11 protein-coding genes and 1 riboswitch are annotated in these 13,406 nt (G+C 75.4%); of the genes, 9 read left to right on the top strand and 2 right to left on the bottom strand.

Annotation, left to right across the window (positions count from 1 at the left end):
- Nucleotides 1–125 precede the first annotated feature (125 nt).
- Together HHL19_RS05630 and HHL19_RS05625 are read left to right on the top strand one after the other, a co-directional pair.
- Nucleotides 126–1,019 (top strand): neutral zinc metallopeptidase, encoded by an 894-nt coding sequence (locus tag HHL19_RS05630; protein ID WP_169086027.1) that lies wholly within the window; start codon nucleotides 126–128, stop codon nucleotides 1,017–1,019.
- Nucleotides 1,020–1,095: 76 nt separating this feature from the next.
- Complete coding sequence (locus HHL19_RS05625) at nucleotides 1,096–1,497, top strand: VOC family protein (protein WP_169086025.1); 402 nt, start codon at nucleotides 1,096–1,098, stop codon at nucleotides 1,495–1,497.
- Nucleotides 1,498–1,544: 47 nt separating this feature from the next.
- On the opposite strand, the gene HHL19_RS05620 is transcribed toward HHL19_RS05625, so the two are convergent.
- Nucleotides 1,545–2,939 carry a hypothetical protein gene (locus tag HHL19_RS05620; RefSeq protein WP_169086356.1) on the bottom strand — a complete coding sequence of 465 codons (1,395 nt, stop codon included), beginning with the start codon at nucleotides 2,937–2,939 and terminating at the stop codon, nucleotides 1,545–1,547.
- A gap of 166 nt (nucleotides 2,940–3,105) precedes the next feature.
- Nucleotides 3,106–4,215, bottom strand: a complete 1,110-nt coding sequence (locus tag HHL19_RS05615; RefSeq protein ID WP_169086023.1) for an alpha/beta fold hydrolase — start codon at nucleotides 4,213–4,215, stop codon at nucleotides 3,106–3,108.
- A 451-nt stretch (nucleotides 4,216–4,666) separates the two neighbouring features.
- Between HHL19_RS05615 and HHL19_RS05610 the strand changes: the two genes are divergently transcribed.
- The 7 genes from HHL19_RS05610 to HHL19_RS05580 all read left to right on the top strand — a co-directional run bounded on the left by HHL19_RS05610 (nucleotide 4,667) and on the right by HHL19_RS05580 (nucleotide 13,406).
- Nucleotides 4,667–5,932 carry an inorganic phosphate transporter gene (locus tag HHL19_RS05610; RefSeq protein WP_169086021.1) on the top strand — a complete coding sequence of 422 codons (1,266 nt, stop codon included), beginning with the start codon at nucleotides 4,667–4,669 and terminating at the stop codon, nucleotides 5,930–5,932.
- Nucleotides 5,933–5,971: 39 nt separating this feature from the next.
- A complete protein-coding gene (locus HHL19_RS05605) occupies nucleotides 5,972–6,193 on the top strand; it encodes a hypothetical protein (protein ID WP_169086019.1) in 222 nt (73 codons plus the stop codon).
- Between the two features lie 160 nt (nucleotides 6,194–6,353).
- A riboswitch (cobalamin riboswitch) is annotated at nucleotides 6,354–6,436 on the top strand.
- 54 nt (nucleotides 6,437–6,490) lie between these two features.
- On the top strand, nucleotides 6,491–7,477 hold the full coding sequence (locus tag HHL19_RS05600) for a cobalamin biosynthesis protein (RefSeq protein ID WP_169086018.1): 987 nt from the start codon (nucleotides 6,491–6,493) through the stop codon (nucleotides 7,475–7,477).
- Entirely contained in the window at nucleotides 7,474–8,982 is a 1,509-nt protein-coding gene (locus tag HHL19_RS05595) for a cobyric acid synthase (RefSeq protein ID WP_169086016.1), read from the top strand. The genes HHL19_RS05600 and HHL19_RS05595 overlap by 4 nt, the downstream gene beginning before the upstream one ends.
- 457 nt (nucleotides 8,983–9,439) lie before the next feature.
- Nucleotides 9,440–11,464 carry a putative cobaltochelatase gene (locus HHL19_RS05590; RefSeq protein WP_169086014.1) on the top strand — a complete coding sequence of 675 codons (2,025 nt, stop codon included), beginning with the start codon at nucleotides 9,440–9,442 and terminating at the stop codon, nucleotides 11,462–11,464.
- Nucleotides 11,464–12,072 (top strand): cob(I)yrinic acid a,c-diamide adenosyltransferase, encoded by a 609-nt coding sequence (gene cobO, locus HHL19_RS37045; protein ID WP_169086012.1) that lies wholly within the window; start codon nucleotides 11,464–11,466, stop codon nucleotides 12,070–12,072. The genes HHL19_RS05590 and cobO overlap by 1 nt, the downstream gene beginning before the upstream one ends.
- The gene (locus HHL19_RS05580) at nucleotides 12,066–13,406 is read left to right on the top strand and encodes a cobyrinate a,c-diamide synthase (protein ID WP_169086010.1); all 1,341 of its coding nucleotides are present in this window, start codon (nucleotides 12,066–12,068) and stop codon (nucleotides 13,404–13,406) included. Before cobO ends, HHL19_RS05580 begins: the two co-directional genes overlap by 7 nt.

Raw genomic sequence — 13,406 nt, 5'->3', positions numbered from 1 at the left:
GGGACTTATCTCTCATCACCCAGAGGATCGCCTGAATCACTGACAAAAAGAGCGGATCGGTCGAGATCATTCGATACTCGGCGGAGGGCGGCGGTCCGGCCGCCGCGGCGACGCGGAGGTGGACCGTGCAGTTCGACGACGACGCCCGTCTGGACACCACCGAGGTGAAGGACGTCCGCGGCAGCCGCGTCCCGGGCGGGAGGGCCACCGTCGGCGGCGGGATCATCGGCTTCGTCGCCCTGATCCTCGGCCTGCTCCTCGGCGTCGGCCCCGACCAGCTCGGGCTCTCCGGCGGCGGCGAGGACACGCCCGCGGCCAGCTCCTCCTCCGCGGCGCAGGTGAGCCAGGACTGCCGGACCGGCGCGGACGCCAACAGCCGGCAGGACTGCCGGACCGTGGCCGTGGTCAACAGCCTCCAGGACTACTGGCGGGGCGAGTACACCCGCAGGGGCGGCACCTACGCCCCCGCCTCCACCGTCCTGTTCAGCCGGCGGGTCGCCACGGCGTGCGGCGCGGCGAGCTCGGCGGTCGGCCCCTTCTACTGCCCCGGCGACCGGCAGGTCTACCTGGACCTGGGCTTCTTCGAGGAGCTGCGGACCACGTTCGGCTCCAGCGGCGGACCCTTCGCCCAGGCGTACGTGGTGGCCCACGAGTACGGCCATCACGTCCAGAACCTGATGGGGACGCTCAGCCGCTCCCAGGACGGGCGGACCGGCGCCGACTCCAACGCGGTCCGCGTCGAGCTCCAGGCGGACTGCTACGCGGGCGTGTGGGCCCGGCACGCGACGACCACCCCCGACGAGTCCACCGGACGGCCGCTGCTCACCCGGCTCGACGACACCGACATCCGGGACGGCCTGGACGCGGCGGCGGCCGTCGGCGACGACCGCATCCAGGAGCGCTTCCAGGGCCGGGTGACCCCGGAGAACTGGACGCACGGCTCGGCCGAGCAGCGGCAGCAGTGGTTCCGCACGGGCTACCGGACCGGCGACATGGCCCAGTGCAACACCTTCCGCTGAGGGGCGACGCCGACTGCAAGACTGTGCCCCAGGTCACATCCGACCGAGCGGGTTCGATCGAGAGGGAGTGAGCGGGATGTCCGAGGCACCCGACATCTGTCCGGCGCTGACGTACCGGGACGCGAAGGCGGCGATCACGCTGCTCACGGAGGCCTTCGGGTTCACCGCCACCGCGGTGTACGAGGGCGAGGACGGCCTGGTGGCCCACGCCGAGCTGGCGTACGGGAACGGGATGGTGATGCTCGGCAGTTCGGGCACCGGCAGCGAGTTCGACAAGCTGATGGCCGGTTCCGGTCCGGTGGGCGTCTACGTCCGGGTCCGCGACGTCGACGAGCACCACTCCCGCGCCGTCGCCCACGGCGTGGAGATCCTGATGCCGCCCACGGACCAGGACTACGGCTCCCGCGACTACATGGCCCGAGACGGCGAGGGCAACGTCTGGAGCTTCGGGACGTACGCGCCCGGCGCGGCGGACTGACCCCGGGGATCCGGCGGGCGGGCGCCGGAAGGGCGCCCGCCCCGGGTTCAGAGCGTGCCGGTGTGGACCTGGAAGGCGGCCCGGCGGACCGCCTTGGCCAGGGCCGGGTCGGGGTGGGCGGCGGCGAGGGCCACGAGCACCTGGACGGTCCTCGGGTGGCCCACCGCCCTGACCTCCTCCAGGAGGGCGGGCACGGTGCCCTGGACCGCCGAGTCCAGGTGCCGTACCAGCAGCTCGCTCTCCCCGTGGTCGGCGACGGCGGCCGCGGTGTCCACCCAGAGCCAGGTCGCCTCCTCGCGGGTGAGGACCTCCGGGGCGTCGTCCGGGTCGGTGCCCTCGTACTCGGCGAGCCACAGCAGCGCGTACGGGCGCAGCGGGGGCTCGGCGACCGCGGCGCGGACCTCCGCCTCCGCGGGGGCGCCGACGACCCGCAGCGCCTCGAAGGCCAGGCCGCGCAGCAGGGCGTCCTCGCCGCGCGCGGCGGCGAGGAGCTCGGCGACCGCGCCGGCCAGCGGGCGGGCGGCGAGCCACGCGCGGTACTCGTCACGGGCCGGGCCCGGGGTGAGCCGGGCGCAGCCGCGGAGCATGTCGGCGGCGGACTGCTCGATGTTGCCGGCGGGGCTCTGCGCGGCGACGCAGATCTGCTCCAGCTTGACCCACACCGCCCAGTTGCCGAGCGGGGTCAGGGTCGCGTGACGTCCCTCCGGGCCCGCCTCCCCGTCCAGGGTGAGCGCGCCGACCTCGGCGAGGCCTTCGAGGGCCCAGTCGAGCAGGGCGGGCAGCCGCTCGGCGGGGGGCGCGGGGTGCGCGGGCGCGCCGTCGTCCGGCACCTCGCAGCGCTCCTCGCGGAGTTCGTCGACGCGCTGGCCGAGAAGGTCGAGGAGGGCGGGGAGGAGGACGGGGCCCTGGGAGAGCTGGAGCAGCGACAGGACCTGCGGCACGGCCTCCACGACCTCGGCGACCGCGCCGGGCGAGACGCCCTCGGGGGCGGGGTGGACCAGCGACCAGGCGTCGAGGAGCGCGACCCAGCCGCGCAGCACGGCGGAGTCGTCCCGGTCCCAGGCCTGGAGCCGCCAGCCGGGGCGGACGGTGGCGCCGTGCAGCTCGACGAGGCCGGCGAGCCGGGCCCGGTCCCAGCCGGCCCGGACCCGATCCGGCGTCAGGTCGAGGGCGGCGGCCGCCTGTTCGGCGGTGGTCGCGCTCGGGGCGGCAGCGGCGGAGGGGGAGCCGGAAGCGGCGGAAGCGGAGGGCGGCGGGGCCGTCGCCGCGCGTAGACCCGGCTGGGGGCCGCGCGGGGCGGCTGCCCAGCGGGCGATCCGCACGGCGTCGGCGAGGACGAGTCTGGCCTGGCGGGCCAGTTCCGCGCGGGGCGGGGTGCCCTCGGGCGGCCTCGGGGCAGGCCGGGTGCGGCGCGTCGTCGCGGCCCTCCGTGCGGTGGCCAGCGAGCGCGGACGGACGAGGCGGAGTCTGGAGTTGCGCGCCAATGGTTCATCGGGCTTTCGAGACGTCACGGGGGCAGTCTTCCCGCTGACGGCCCGAAAGCCCAATCGGAATCCGCCACGCCGTCACGATCGGGCCGCCGGGGGCGCGCGCCGGGCCGTGGGGGCGCTACATGAGGGGGGTCAGATAGCGGCGCAGGGCCTCTTCGTAGCGGAGGGGGTTCGCGTTCCACATCGCGGTGTGGGGGGCTTGGCGGACGGTCAGCAGGGTCACCAGGTCCGGGCGGCGCGCGGCGAGCTCGACCGACCGCTCCCAGGGGGAGATCGTGTCGTCGGGGCCGTGCGCCAGGAGGACCGGGATGCGGAGGTCCGCCGCGTGGTCGGGGTGCGGTCCGGTGCGGCCGAGGGCGGCGCGGACGGCGAGCGGGACCAGCGGGGCGGGGACGCCCCGGGCGGTGGCGAGGTTGCGGACGGTGGCCTCCCAGTCGAGGACCGGGGAGTCCAGGACCAGGCCGGCGATGCGGTCGCGCACGCCCGACTCGGCGGCGGCGCGCAGCGCCATCGTGGCGCCGGTGCCCCAGCCGTGCAGGACGATCTTGGTGGCGCCGCGGCGGACCGCGTACCGCAGGACCGCGTCGACGTCGCGCCACTCGGTGTCGCCGAGCTGGGCGAGGCCGTCCGCCGGGGCGGGGGCGCCCCGGTCGCCGCGGTAGGCGGGGACGAGGACGGGGACGCGGCGGCGGGCGTAGAAGGGGACGAGGTTCAGCGTGTGCTCGCGGCCCGCGCCGATGCCGTGCAGGGCCACCACCCAGGTGGAGCGCGGGCCGGTGACCAGCCAGGCGGGGAGCGGGCCGAGCTCGCCGGGGATCTCGATGTCCTCGTGCGGCAGGCCGAGGGCGGTCTCCGGGGTGCCGGTGTGCAGCTGGGGGGTGAGGCGGACCCTGCTGCCGGGGCCGAGCGCGCCGCGCTCGACGCGTTCGAGGCGGCGGACGACCGTGTCGGCGGTGTGCGGGACGCGGTCGAGGACCGGCCCGGCGACCGCGTGCAGGCCGGGCGCCGTCATCCCGTACGTACCGGGGCGCAGCGAGGCGAGGCTGCGGGTGAGGGTGACCCGCTCGGGTCCCGTGGCGTGCACGGTGAGCTTGGGGTCTCCGGGGAGGGGCCGGCCCGAGGCCGCCTTGAGGGCGACGTCGCTGGCGTGGCGGCCGGCCGCCACGGCGGCCGCACCGAGACCGATCAGGGTGGTGACGGCCGCTGCCGTCGCTGTAGCCGGGCGCACGTTCCCAGTCTCGGGAGGGGGCGGCGAGGCCGCCACCGGGCGGGGGCCGGGCGGGGGCCGGGTGGGGGCCGGGCGGGTGTCCATCCGGTGTTCCTCCGGCGTTCCCCGGGGGTTCTCCAGGCGTTCCCCGGGCGTTCCCCGGTGTCCGCGCTCGTCGCTCCCGAGGGTGACGTGGGTCTCCTCGGGAGGTGGCCCGTGGGGATGAATACGTCCAGGGGGTGGGACGGAGGGACGGGGGCGGGGAGGAGGGTGGGCCGGGTGGGGGCCGTGAGGGGCGGGATTACCCGTGGTTCCGGGGTGACCGGATGGTGGACACAGGGGCGTCCCGGAGCGGAAGCGGAATCTCACGGCGCCGGATCGAGACACTGTGATGCCCCACCCAGTTCACCTTCCGTTCACTCAGGTTGCCTACGTTCGACGAGCCACTGACGTCAAACGATTGCCTGGGTAAATGGAACACATCACGCTGCTGCTCGCCATTGTGGTCGTGACAGCTCTCGTGTTCGATTTCACGAACGGTTTCCACGACACCGCCAACGCGATGGCCACGACCATCTCGACCGGTGCCCTCAAGCCCAAGACGGCGGTGGCCATGTCCGCCGTGCTGAACCTGGTCGGCGCGTTCCTGTCCGTGGAGGTCGCCAACACGATCTCCAAGGGACTGGTCAACGAGGAGGGCATCCAGCCCGAAGTCATCCTCGCCGCGCTCGTCGGCGCGATCCTCTGGAACCTGGTGACCTGGCTGGTCGGACTGCCCTCCAGCTCCTCGCACGCCCTCATGGGCGGCCTCATCGGCGCGACCGTCGCCTCGATCGGCTTCAGCGGTGTCAACGGCGACGTCGTCGTCACCAAGGTCCTCCTCCCGGCGATCGCCGCCCCGATCGTCGCCGGCCTGGCCGCGATGTTCGCCGCCCGGCTGACGTACCGGCTGGACCGGAACGCGGACGCCAAGACCACGGAGAAGGGCTACCGCGCGGGCCAGATCGCCTCCGCCGGCCTCGTCTCCCTCGCCCACGGCACCAACGACGCCCAGAAGACGATGGGCATCATCACCCTCGCCCTGGTCGCCGGCGGCGCGCTCGTCCCCGGCTCGAACCCGCCCCTGTGGGTCATCGTCTCCGCCGGTACGGCGATCGCGCTCGGCACCTACCTCGGCGGCTGGCGCATCATCCGCACGATGGGCAAGGGCCTCACCGACCTCCAGCCGCAGCAGGGCTTCGCCGCCCAGACCAGCGCGGCCACCGTCATCCTGGCCTCCTCCAACCTGGGCTACTCCCTCTCCACCACGCACGTCTGCTCCGGCGGTGTGATGGGCGCGGGCCTGGGCCGCAAGGGCGGCGTCGTCCGCTGGTCGACCGCCACCCGGATGTTCGTCGCCTGGGGCCTGACCCTGCCGGCCGCCGGCCTGGTCGCGGCCGGGGCCGAGTTCGTGGCCCGCCAGGGCGACTGGGGCGTCTACCTCGTCGCCGGCTTCCTGGTCGCCTCCTGCCTCGGCATCTGGCTCTACTCCCGCCGCCAGGTGGTCGACCACACCAACGTCAACGACGACGACACCACGGGCGAGCCCGCGGGCGTCGTGACCACGGCCATCGCCGCCGTCACCCCGCCGCCGGCCGGCTCCGTCGCCGCCGTCGCGGACGAGGGCCTCAAGACCACCATCCACGCGCCGGGTCCGAACGACCCCGCCGCTCCCCCGGCCCCCGCCGCCGCGGTCTGAGCCCCTCCGAGAAACCCCTAAGGAAACGGGAACCAAGCCATGAAGATCGACTGGGCAGCTCTCGGCTCCGTCTTCGGAGTCAGCCTCGTGGCGACCGTCGCCCTCGTGGGCCTCTTCACCCTCGGGATCGTCGGCCTCGGCAAGCAGGAGAAGGCCGCCGCCGAGGGGGGCTCCGCCGTCCTCGCCAGGACCGGTGCGTACGCCTGCTTCGCGCTGTGCGCCGCGGCCGTCGCGTACGGCATCTATCTGATCGTCGCCTGACACCCGCGACGACCCCGGGCCGGGCCCGCTCCTCCACGTGAGGGCGGGCCCGGCCCTCGTGTCTGTGGCGCTCCGCACAGTGACCCGTCGCAGGTCAAGGGTGAGTTGACGGCCGTTCGCGGGGCGTGGTGGACTTCCGGGGCCAATACGGCGGCAATGGAGAGGAAGCCCGGTGCGATTCCGGCGCGGTCCCGCCACTGTGACCGGCCCCGGTGAACAGCCCGGGCCGGGAGTCAGGAACTCTCGCCGCCGGTCACGTCGACCCAGGGCGCGGACCCTGAGTGAGGACACGCCGCCATGCCCGGCCGCACCCCCGTGGTCTCCCGGACCACCGCAGTCTTCGCGTACGGAGCGGCCGCCGGCCTCGCCGTCGACCTGGCCCTCGGCGACCCGCGCCGCGGCCACCCCGTCGCCGCCTTCGGGCGGGCCGCCGCCGTCGTCGAGAAGCGCCTCTGGCGCGACCACCGGGGCCGGGGCGCCCTGCACACCGCCGTCTGCGCGGGCGGCGCCGTCGCCGCCGGGGCGCTGGCCGCCCGTGCGGTACGGGGCAGCCGTACCGGCTCCGCCGCGCTGACCGCCGCCGCCGTGTGGGCCGTCGTCGGCGGTACGACCCTGGGCCGGGAGGCCCGGGCCATCGGCGGAGCGCTGGCGGCCGGCGACCTGGAGGTCGCCCGGGAGCGGATGCCGCACCTCGTCGGACGCGACCCGCAGGCCCTGGACGGGCCCGCGATGGCCCGTGCCGTCGTCGAGTCCGTCGCCGAGAACACCTCCGACGCCGTCGTCGGCGCCCTCGTCTGGGGCGCGGTCGCGGGCGTGCCCGGGCTGCTCGGCTTCCGGGCCGTCAACACGCTGGACGCCATGGTCGGCCACCGCTCCCCCCGCTACCGCCGCTACGGCTGGGCCTCCGCCCGCCTCGACGACCTGGCCGGCTGGCCCGGCGCGCGGCTCACCGCCGCGCTCGCGGTCCTCGCGGGCGGCGACCGGCGCGGAGCCGTACGGGCCTGGCGGGCGGACGCGGGACAGCACCCGAGCCCCAACGCCGGACCCGTCGAGGCGGCGTTCGCGGGGGCGCTCGGGGTACGGCTCGGGGGGACGCTCTCGTACGGCGGGCGGGTCGAGCACCGGCCCGTGCTCAACGGGGAGGGGCGGCCCGTGGAGGTCGCCGACGTCGACCGGGCCGTCCGGCTCTCCCGCCGGGTGACCTGGCTGACCCTGGCCGCCTGCGTGGGCGGCCGGCTGATCACGGACAGGATCACGGACACGGTGAAGCGGAGGACGAAGTGAGGGGTGGGGGGCTGCTCGTCGCCGGAACGACCTCCGACGCGGGCAAGAGCGTCGTCACGGCGGGCATCTGCCGGTGGCTGGTCCGGCAGGGCGTCAAGGTCGCGCCGTTCAAGGGGCAGAACATGTCCCTCAACTCCTTCGTGACGCGGGAGGGCGCCGAGATCGGGCGCGCGCAGGCCATGCAGGCACAGGCGGCGCGCGTCGAACCGACCGCGCTGATGAACCCGGTACTGCTCAAGCCGGGCGGCGACCGGTCCAGCCAGGTCGTGCTGATGGGCAGGCCGGTCGGCGAGATGAGCGCCCGCGGCTACCACGGCGGGCGGCAGCAGACGCTCTTCGAGCCGGTGCTCGCCTGCCTGGAGGAGCTGCGGGCCACCCACGACGCGGTGATCTGCGAGGGCGCCGGCAGCCCGGCCGAGATCAACCTGCGCCGCACCGACATCGTCAACATGGGCATCGCGCGGGCCGCCCGGCTCCCCGTGGTCGTCGTCGGCGACATCGACCGGGGCGGGGTCTTCGCCCAGTTCTTCGGCACGACGGCGCTGCTCGCGCCCGAGGACCAGGAGCTGATCGCCGGATACCTGGTCAACAAGTTCCGCGGCGACGTGACGCTCCTCGAACCGGGCCTGGACATGCTCCACGGCCTGACCGGACGCCGGACGTACGGTGTGCTGCCGTACGCGCACGGGCTCGGCATCGACGAGGAGGACGGCCTGCGGGTCTCGCTGCGCGGCACCGTCCGCGAGTCGGTCGTCGCGCCGCCGCTCGGTGCGGACGTGCTGCGGGTCGCGGTCTGCGCCGTACCGCTGATGTCGAACTTCACCGACGTGGACGCGCTGGCCGCCGAGCCGGGCGTGATCGTGCGGTTCGTGGACCGGCCGGAGGAGCTGGCCGACGCGGACCTCGTGGTCGTGCCGGGCACGCGGGGCACCGTCAAGGCGCTGGCGTGGCTGCGCGAGCGGGGTCTCGCCGACGCGCTCGCCCGGCGGGCCGCGGAAGGCCGTCCCGTGCTCGGCGTCTGCGGCGGCTTCCAGGCGCTCGGCGAGCACATCGAGGACGAGGTCGAGTCGAGGGCGGGCGCCGTGGACGGGCTCGGGCTGCTGCCCGTACGCGTCCGGTTCACGCGCGAGAAGACCCTCGCGCGGCCGGTCGGCGAGGCGCTCGGGGAGCGGGTCGAGGGGTACGAGATCCACCACGGCGTCGCGGAGGTGCTGGGCGGCGACCCGTTCCTCGACGGCTGCCGGGTCGGCGCCGTCTGGGGCACCCACTGGCACGGCTCCCTGGAGAGCGACGGCTTCCGCCGGGCGTTCCTCCGCGAGGTCGCGGCGGCGGCCGGCCGCGCCTTCGTGCCCGCGCCGGACACGTCCTTCGGCGCGCTGCGCGAGGAGCAGCTGGACCGGCTCGGCGACCTCGTCGAGGAGCACGCCGACACGGACGCGCTGCTGCGGCTCATCGAGCACGGCGCCCCGAAGGACCTGCCGTTCGTACCGCCGGGTGCGCCGTGAGGGGGCGCGCGGCGGAGGCGCCGTGCGGGCGGGCCGCGCGGCGCACCGCGCCCGCCCTCCGGCCGGGCTGTGGCTCCCACCCGCACCACCCGTGCGGCCGGGAATGTCCCCTGCGGGTGGCCCCCGTGGGCGGCTGCCCACCATGGGCGGCCGCCGGGCCGGTGGCAGGAGCGGCGGCGGGCCATCCGGCCCACGTACGCGCTGCCCGGCGACAGACCCTGAACAGCCGCTCGACGTCGGCGGGCGCCGGGCCCGTGGCAGGAGCCGCAGCGGGCCTTGCGGCCCACGTAGCCCCTGCCCGGCGACAGACCCTGGGCGGGTGTTCGCCGGTGGCGGGTGGCGGGGCCGGGGGGTTCGTCTCCGGGTGGTCGTTCCCGGGATCGTGGTCGGGGTGCCGCGGTGCGGGGGCTGAGCTTGACGAAGCCGCATATACGTCTTTCCGAGGAGTGATCGCTCGATGAGCAACCGGTATCCGTTCACCGCCGTCGTCGGAATGGACGATCTGCGGCTCGCGCTGCTGCTCAATGCCGTCAGCCCGGCCGTGGGCGGCGTCCTCGTGCGGGGGGAGAAGGGGACCGCCAAGTCCACCGCCGTGCGGGCGCTCGCCGAGTTGTTGCCCGAGGTGGCCGTCGTCGCCGGGTGCCGGTTCAGCTGTGATCCCGGCTCGCCCGATCCGGGGTGTCCGGACGGGCCGCACCTGGACGCGGCGGCGGAGGCTCGGGCCGCGCGGATGGTGGAGCTGCCCGTGGGAGCGTCCGAGGACCGGCTCGTGGGGGCGCTCGACATCGAGAAGGCGCTCGCCGAGGGGGTCAAGGCGTTCGAGCCGGGGCTGCTCGCCGCCGCGCACCGGGGGATCCTCTACGTCGACGAGGTCAACCTCCTGTCCGATCATCTGATCGACCATCTCCTGGACGCCGCCGCCATGGGCGCCTCGCACGTCGAGCGCGAGGGCGTCTCCGTGCGGCACGCCGCGCGGTTCCTGCTCGTCGGGACCATGAACCCCGAGGAGGGCGAGCTGCGGCCGCAGCTGCTCGACCGGTTCGGGCTGACCGTGGAGGTCGCCGCGTCGCGCGATCCGCAGGAGCGGGTCGAGGTCGTGCGGCGGCGGCTCGCGTTCGAGGACGATCCCGTCGGGTTCACCGCCCGCTGGGCGGGCGAGGAGGCCGCGCTGCGCGAGCGGATCGTCGCCGCGCGCGAGCTGCTCCCGAAGGTCGTCCTCGGAGACGCCCCGCTGCTCCAGATCGCCGCCACCTGCGCCGCGTTCGAGGTCGACGGCATGCGCGCGGACATCGTGATGGCCCGGACCGCGACCGCGCTCGCCGCGTGGGCGGGGCGGGACGAGGTGACCTCCGAGGACGTGCGGCAGGCCGCGCTGCTCGCGCTCCCCCACCGGCGCCGGCGCAACCCCTTCGACGCGCCTGGGCTCGACGAGGACAAGCTCGACGAGACCCTTGAGGAGTTCAAGGGGGACGAGAACGACGACGATCCCGACCCGGGGCCCGACGGGCCCGGGGACGGGGGGCCCGGCGACGGGGGGCCCGATGGTGGTGGCGGCGGGGTGCCGCCGCAGGCCGAGGGCGGGGACGTACCGGAGGAGGCTCCCGCCCCGGGGCCCGGTCCCCAGGGGGCGGGGGAGCGCGCCGCCGTGAAGGCCGCCGAGCCGTTCCGCACGCGCATGCTGTCCGTGCCCGGCCTCGGTGACGGGGCCGCCGGGCGGCGGTCCCGGGCGCGGACCGAGCACGGGCGGACCACCGGCTCCACCCGGCCCCGGGGGGCGCTGACCAAGCTGCACCTGGCCGCGACCGTACGGGCCGCCGCCCCGCACCAGCGGGCACGCGGGCGGTCGGGGACGGGGCTCGTGGTGCGCCGGGACGATCTGCGGCAGGCGGTGCGGGAGGGGCGCGAGGGGAACCTCGTGCTGTTCGTCGTGGACGCCTCCGGATCGATGGCGGCGCGCAAGCGCATGGGCGCCGTGAAGGGCGCCGTCCTGTCGCTGCTGCTCGACGCGTACCAGCGGCGCGACAAGGTGGGCCTGGTGACCTTCCGGGGGCGCGGCGCCGAGCTGGCGCTGCCGCCGACGTCCTCCGTGGACGCGGCCGCCGCCCGCCTGGAGGAGCTGCCCACCGGAGGCCGTACGCCGCTCTCCGCCGGGCTGCTGAAGGCCCATGACGTGCTGCGGGTGGAGCGGCTGCGGGACCCCTCGCGCCGGCCGCTGCTCGTCGTCGTCACCGACGGCCGGGCGACCGGCGGGGGGCCCGACCCGGTGGGCCTCGCCGCGCGGGCCGCGCGGCTGCACGCCGCCGACGGCACCGCCGCCGTCGTCGTGGACTGCGAGGCGGGCCCGGTGCGGCTCGGTCTCGCCGGGAACCTCGCCCGTGATCTGGGCGGCACCGCCGTCACCCTCGACGAGCTGCGCGCCGACGCGATCGCCGGGCTCGTACGGGAAGCACAAGTCAACCGCTCTGTCAGGAGGGCCGCTTAATGCCGCAGGGACAGCCGACCGTCGTGCCCGACGACGGCCTCACGACCCGTCAGCGCCGCAACCGTGCGCTGGTGATGGTGCACACGGGCGTCGGCAAGGGGAAGTCGACGGCCGCCTTCGGGATGGCGCTGCGCGCCTGGAACCAGGGCTGGCCGATCGGGGTGTTCCAGTTCGTGAAGTCCGCCAAGTGGAAGGTCGGCGAGGAGAACGCCCTCAAGGCGCTCGGCGAGACCGGCAAGGGCGGCACGGTCACCTGGAACAAGATGGGCGAGGGCTGGTCCTGGATCCAGCGCGAGGTCGCCGAGGGCGAGCAGTCGCACGAGGACAAGGCGCGCGAGGGCTGGGAGCAGGTCAAGCGGGACCTGGCCGAGGAGAAGTACAAGTTCTACGTCCTCGACGAGTTCGCGTATCTGCTCCACTGGGGCTGGATCGACGTCAAGGAGGTCGTGGAGGTGCTGCGGGACCGTCCGGGGCAGCAGCACGTCGTCATCACCGGGCGCAACGCGCCGCAGGAGCTGGTGGACTTCGCCGATCTCGTCACCGACATGTCCAAGGTGAAGCACCCGATGGACGCCGGCCAGAAGGGCCAGCGGGGCATCGAGTGGTAGCGCGTCTCGTCATCGCGGCCCCGTCGTCGGGGGCGGGGAAGACCACGGTCGCGACCGGCCTGATGGCCGCGTTCGCCTCCCGTGGGCTTTCCGTCTCCCCGCACAAGGTGGGGCCCGACTACATCGACCCGGGCTACCACGCGCTCGCCACCGGCCGCCCGGGCCGCAACCTCGACGCGTACATGTGCGGGACGGAACGGATCGCGCCGCTCTTCGCGCACGGCGCGCGCGGCTGCGACCTGGCCGTGGTCGAGGGCGTGATGGGGCTGTACGACGGCGCCGCGGGGCAGGGCGAGCTCGCCTCCACCGCGCAGGTCGCCAAGCTGCTGCGGGCGCCGGTGGTGCTCGTCGTGGACGCGTCCTCGCAGTCGCGGTCGGTGGCGGCGCTCGTGCACGGCTTCGCGTCCTGGGACCCGGAGGTGCGGATCGGCGGGGTGATCCTCAACAAGGTCGCCAGCGACCGGCACGAGACGCTGCTCAGGGAGGCCCTGGAGGAGTCGGGCGTGCCGGTCCTCGGCGTGCTGCGGCGGGCCCCCGCCGTCGCCACCCCCTCGCGGCACCTCGGCCTGATCCCGGTCGCCGAGCGGCAGGCGCAGGCGGTGGAGGCGGTGGCCGCGCAGGCGGAGCAGGTGCTCGCCGGGTGCGACCTGGAGGGGCTGCTCGCGCTCGCCCGGTCGGCGCCGCCGCTGTCCGCGGAGGCGTGGAGCCCGTCCGCCGTGGCGCCCCCGGCGGGCGGTCGGCCGGTCGTCGCCGTCGCCGGCGGCGCCGCGTTCACGTTCTCGTACGCCGAGAACGCGGAACTGCTCACCGCCGCCGGCGCCGAGGTCGTGACCTTCGACCCGCTGCGGGACGAGGCCCTCCCCGAGGGGACGCGCGGGCTCGTCGTCGGGGGCGGGTTCCCCGAGATGTACGCGGCGGAGCTCGCCGCCAACGAGCCGCTGCGGAAGGCCGTGGCGGAGCTCGCCGCGTCGGGGGCGCCGGTCGCCGCCGAGTGCGCGGGGCTGCTGTACCTGGCGCGGTCGCTCGACGGGACGCCGATGTGCGGGGTCCTCGACGCGGACGCGCGGATGTCGGAGCGGCTGACGCTCGGGTACCGGGACGCGGTGGCCGTCGGCGACAGCGTGCTCGCGGCGGCCGGGACCCGGGTGCGGGGGCACGAGTTCCACCGGACGGTCATCGAGCCGGGCGCGGGCGCGCAGGCGGCCTGGGGGCTGCGGCAGCCGGAGCCCCGGGTGGAGGGCTTCGTGCGGGGCGGGGTGCACGCGAGCTATGTGCACACCCACTGGGCGGGGGCCCCGGGGGTCGCCGCGCGGTTCGTCGGGCACTGCGTGTGA

This window comes from Streptomyces sp. R302 (genome assembly GCF_012927245.1).
Lineage (GTDB): Bacteria > Actinomycetota > Actinomycetes > Streptomycetales > Streptomycetaceae > Streptomyces.
The sequence above is the reverse complement of the archived record's forward strand: the minus strand, read 5'-3'. Positions and strand labels throughout refer to the sequence as shown.

Excerpts from the sequence above, each read along its gene's own strand:
- HHL19_RS05600 (WP_169086018.1), top strand. The coding sequence starts at position 6,491 with ATGCCCGGCCGCACCCCCGTGGTCTCCCGGACCACCGCAGTCTTCGCG.
- HHL19_RS05625 (WP_169086025.1), top strand. The coding sequence starts at position 1,096 with ATGTCCGAGGCACCCGACATCTGTCCGGCGCTGACGTACCGGGACGCG.
- HHL19_RS05610 (WP_169086021.1), top strand. The coding sequence starts at position 4,667 with ATGGAACACATCACGCTGCTGCTCGCCATTGTGGTCGTGACAGCTCTC.
- HHL19_RS05605 (WP_169086019.1), top strand. The coding sequence starts at position 5,972 with ATGAAGATCGACTGGGCAGCTCTCGGCTCCGTCTTCGGAGTCAGCCTC.
- cobO (WP_169086012.1), top strand. The coding sequence starts at position 11,464 with ATGCCGCAGGGACAGCCGACCGTCGTGCCCGACGACGGCCTCACGACC.
- HHL19_RS05590 (WP_169086014.1), top strand. The coding sequence starts at position 9,440 with ATGAGCAACCGGTATCCGTTCACCGCCGTCGTCGGAATGGACGATCTG.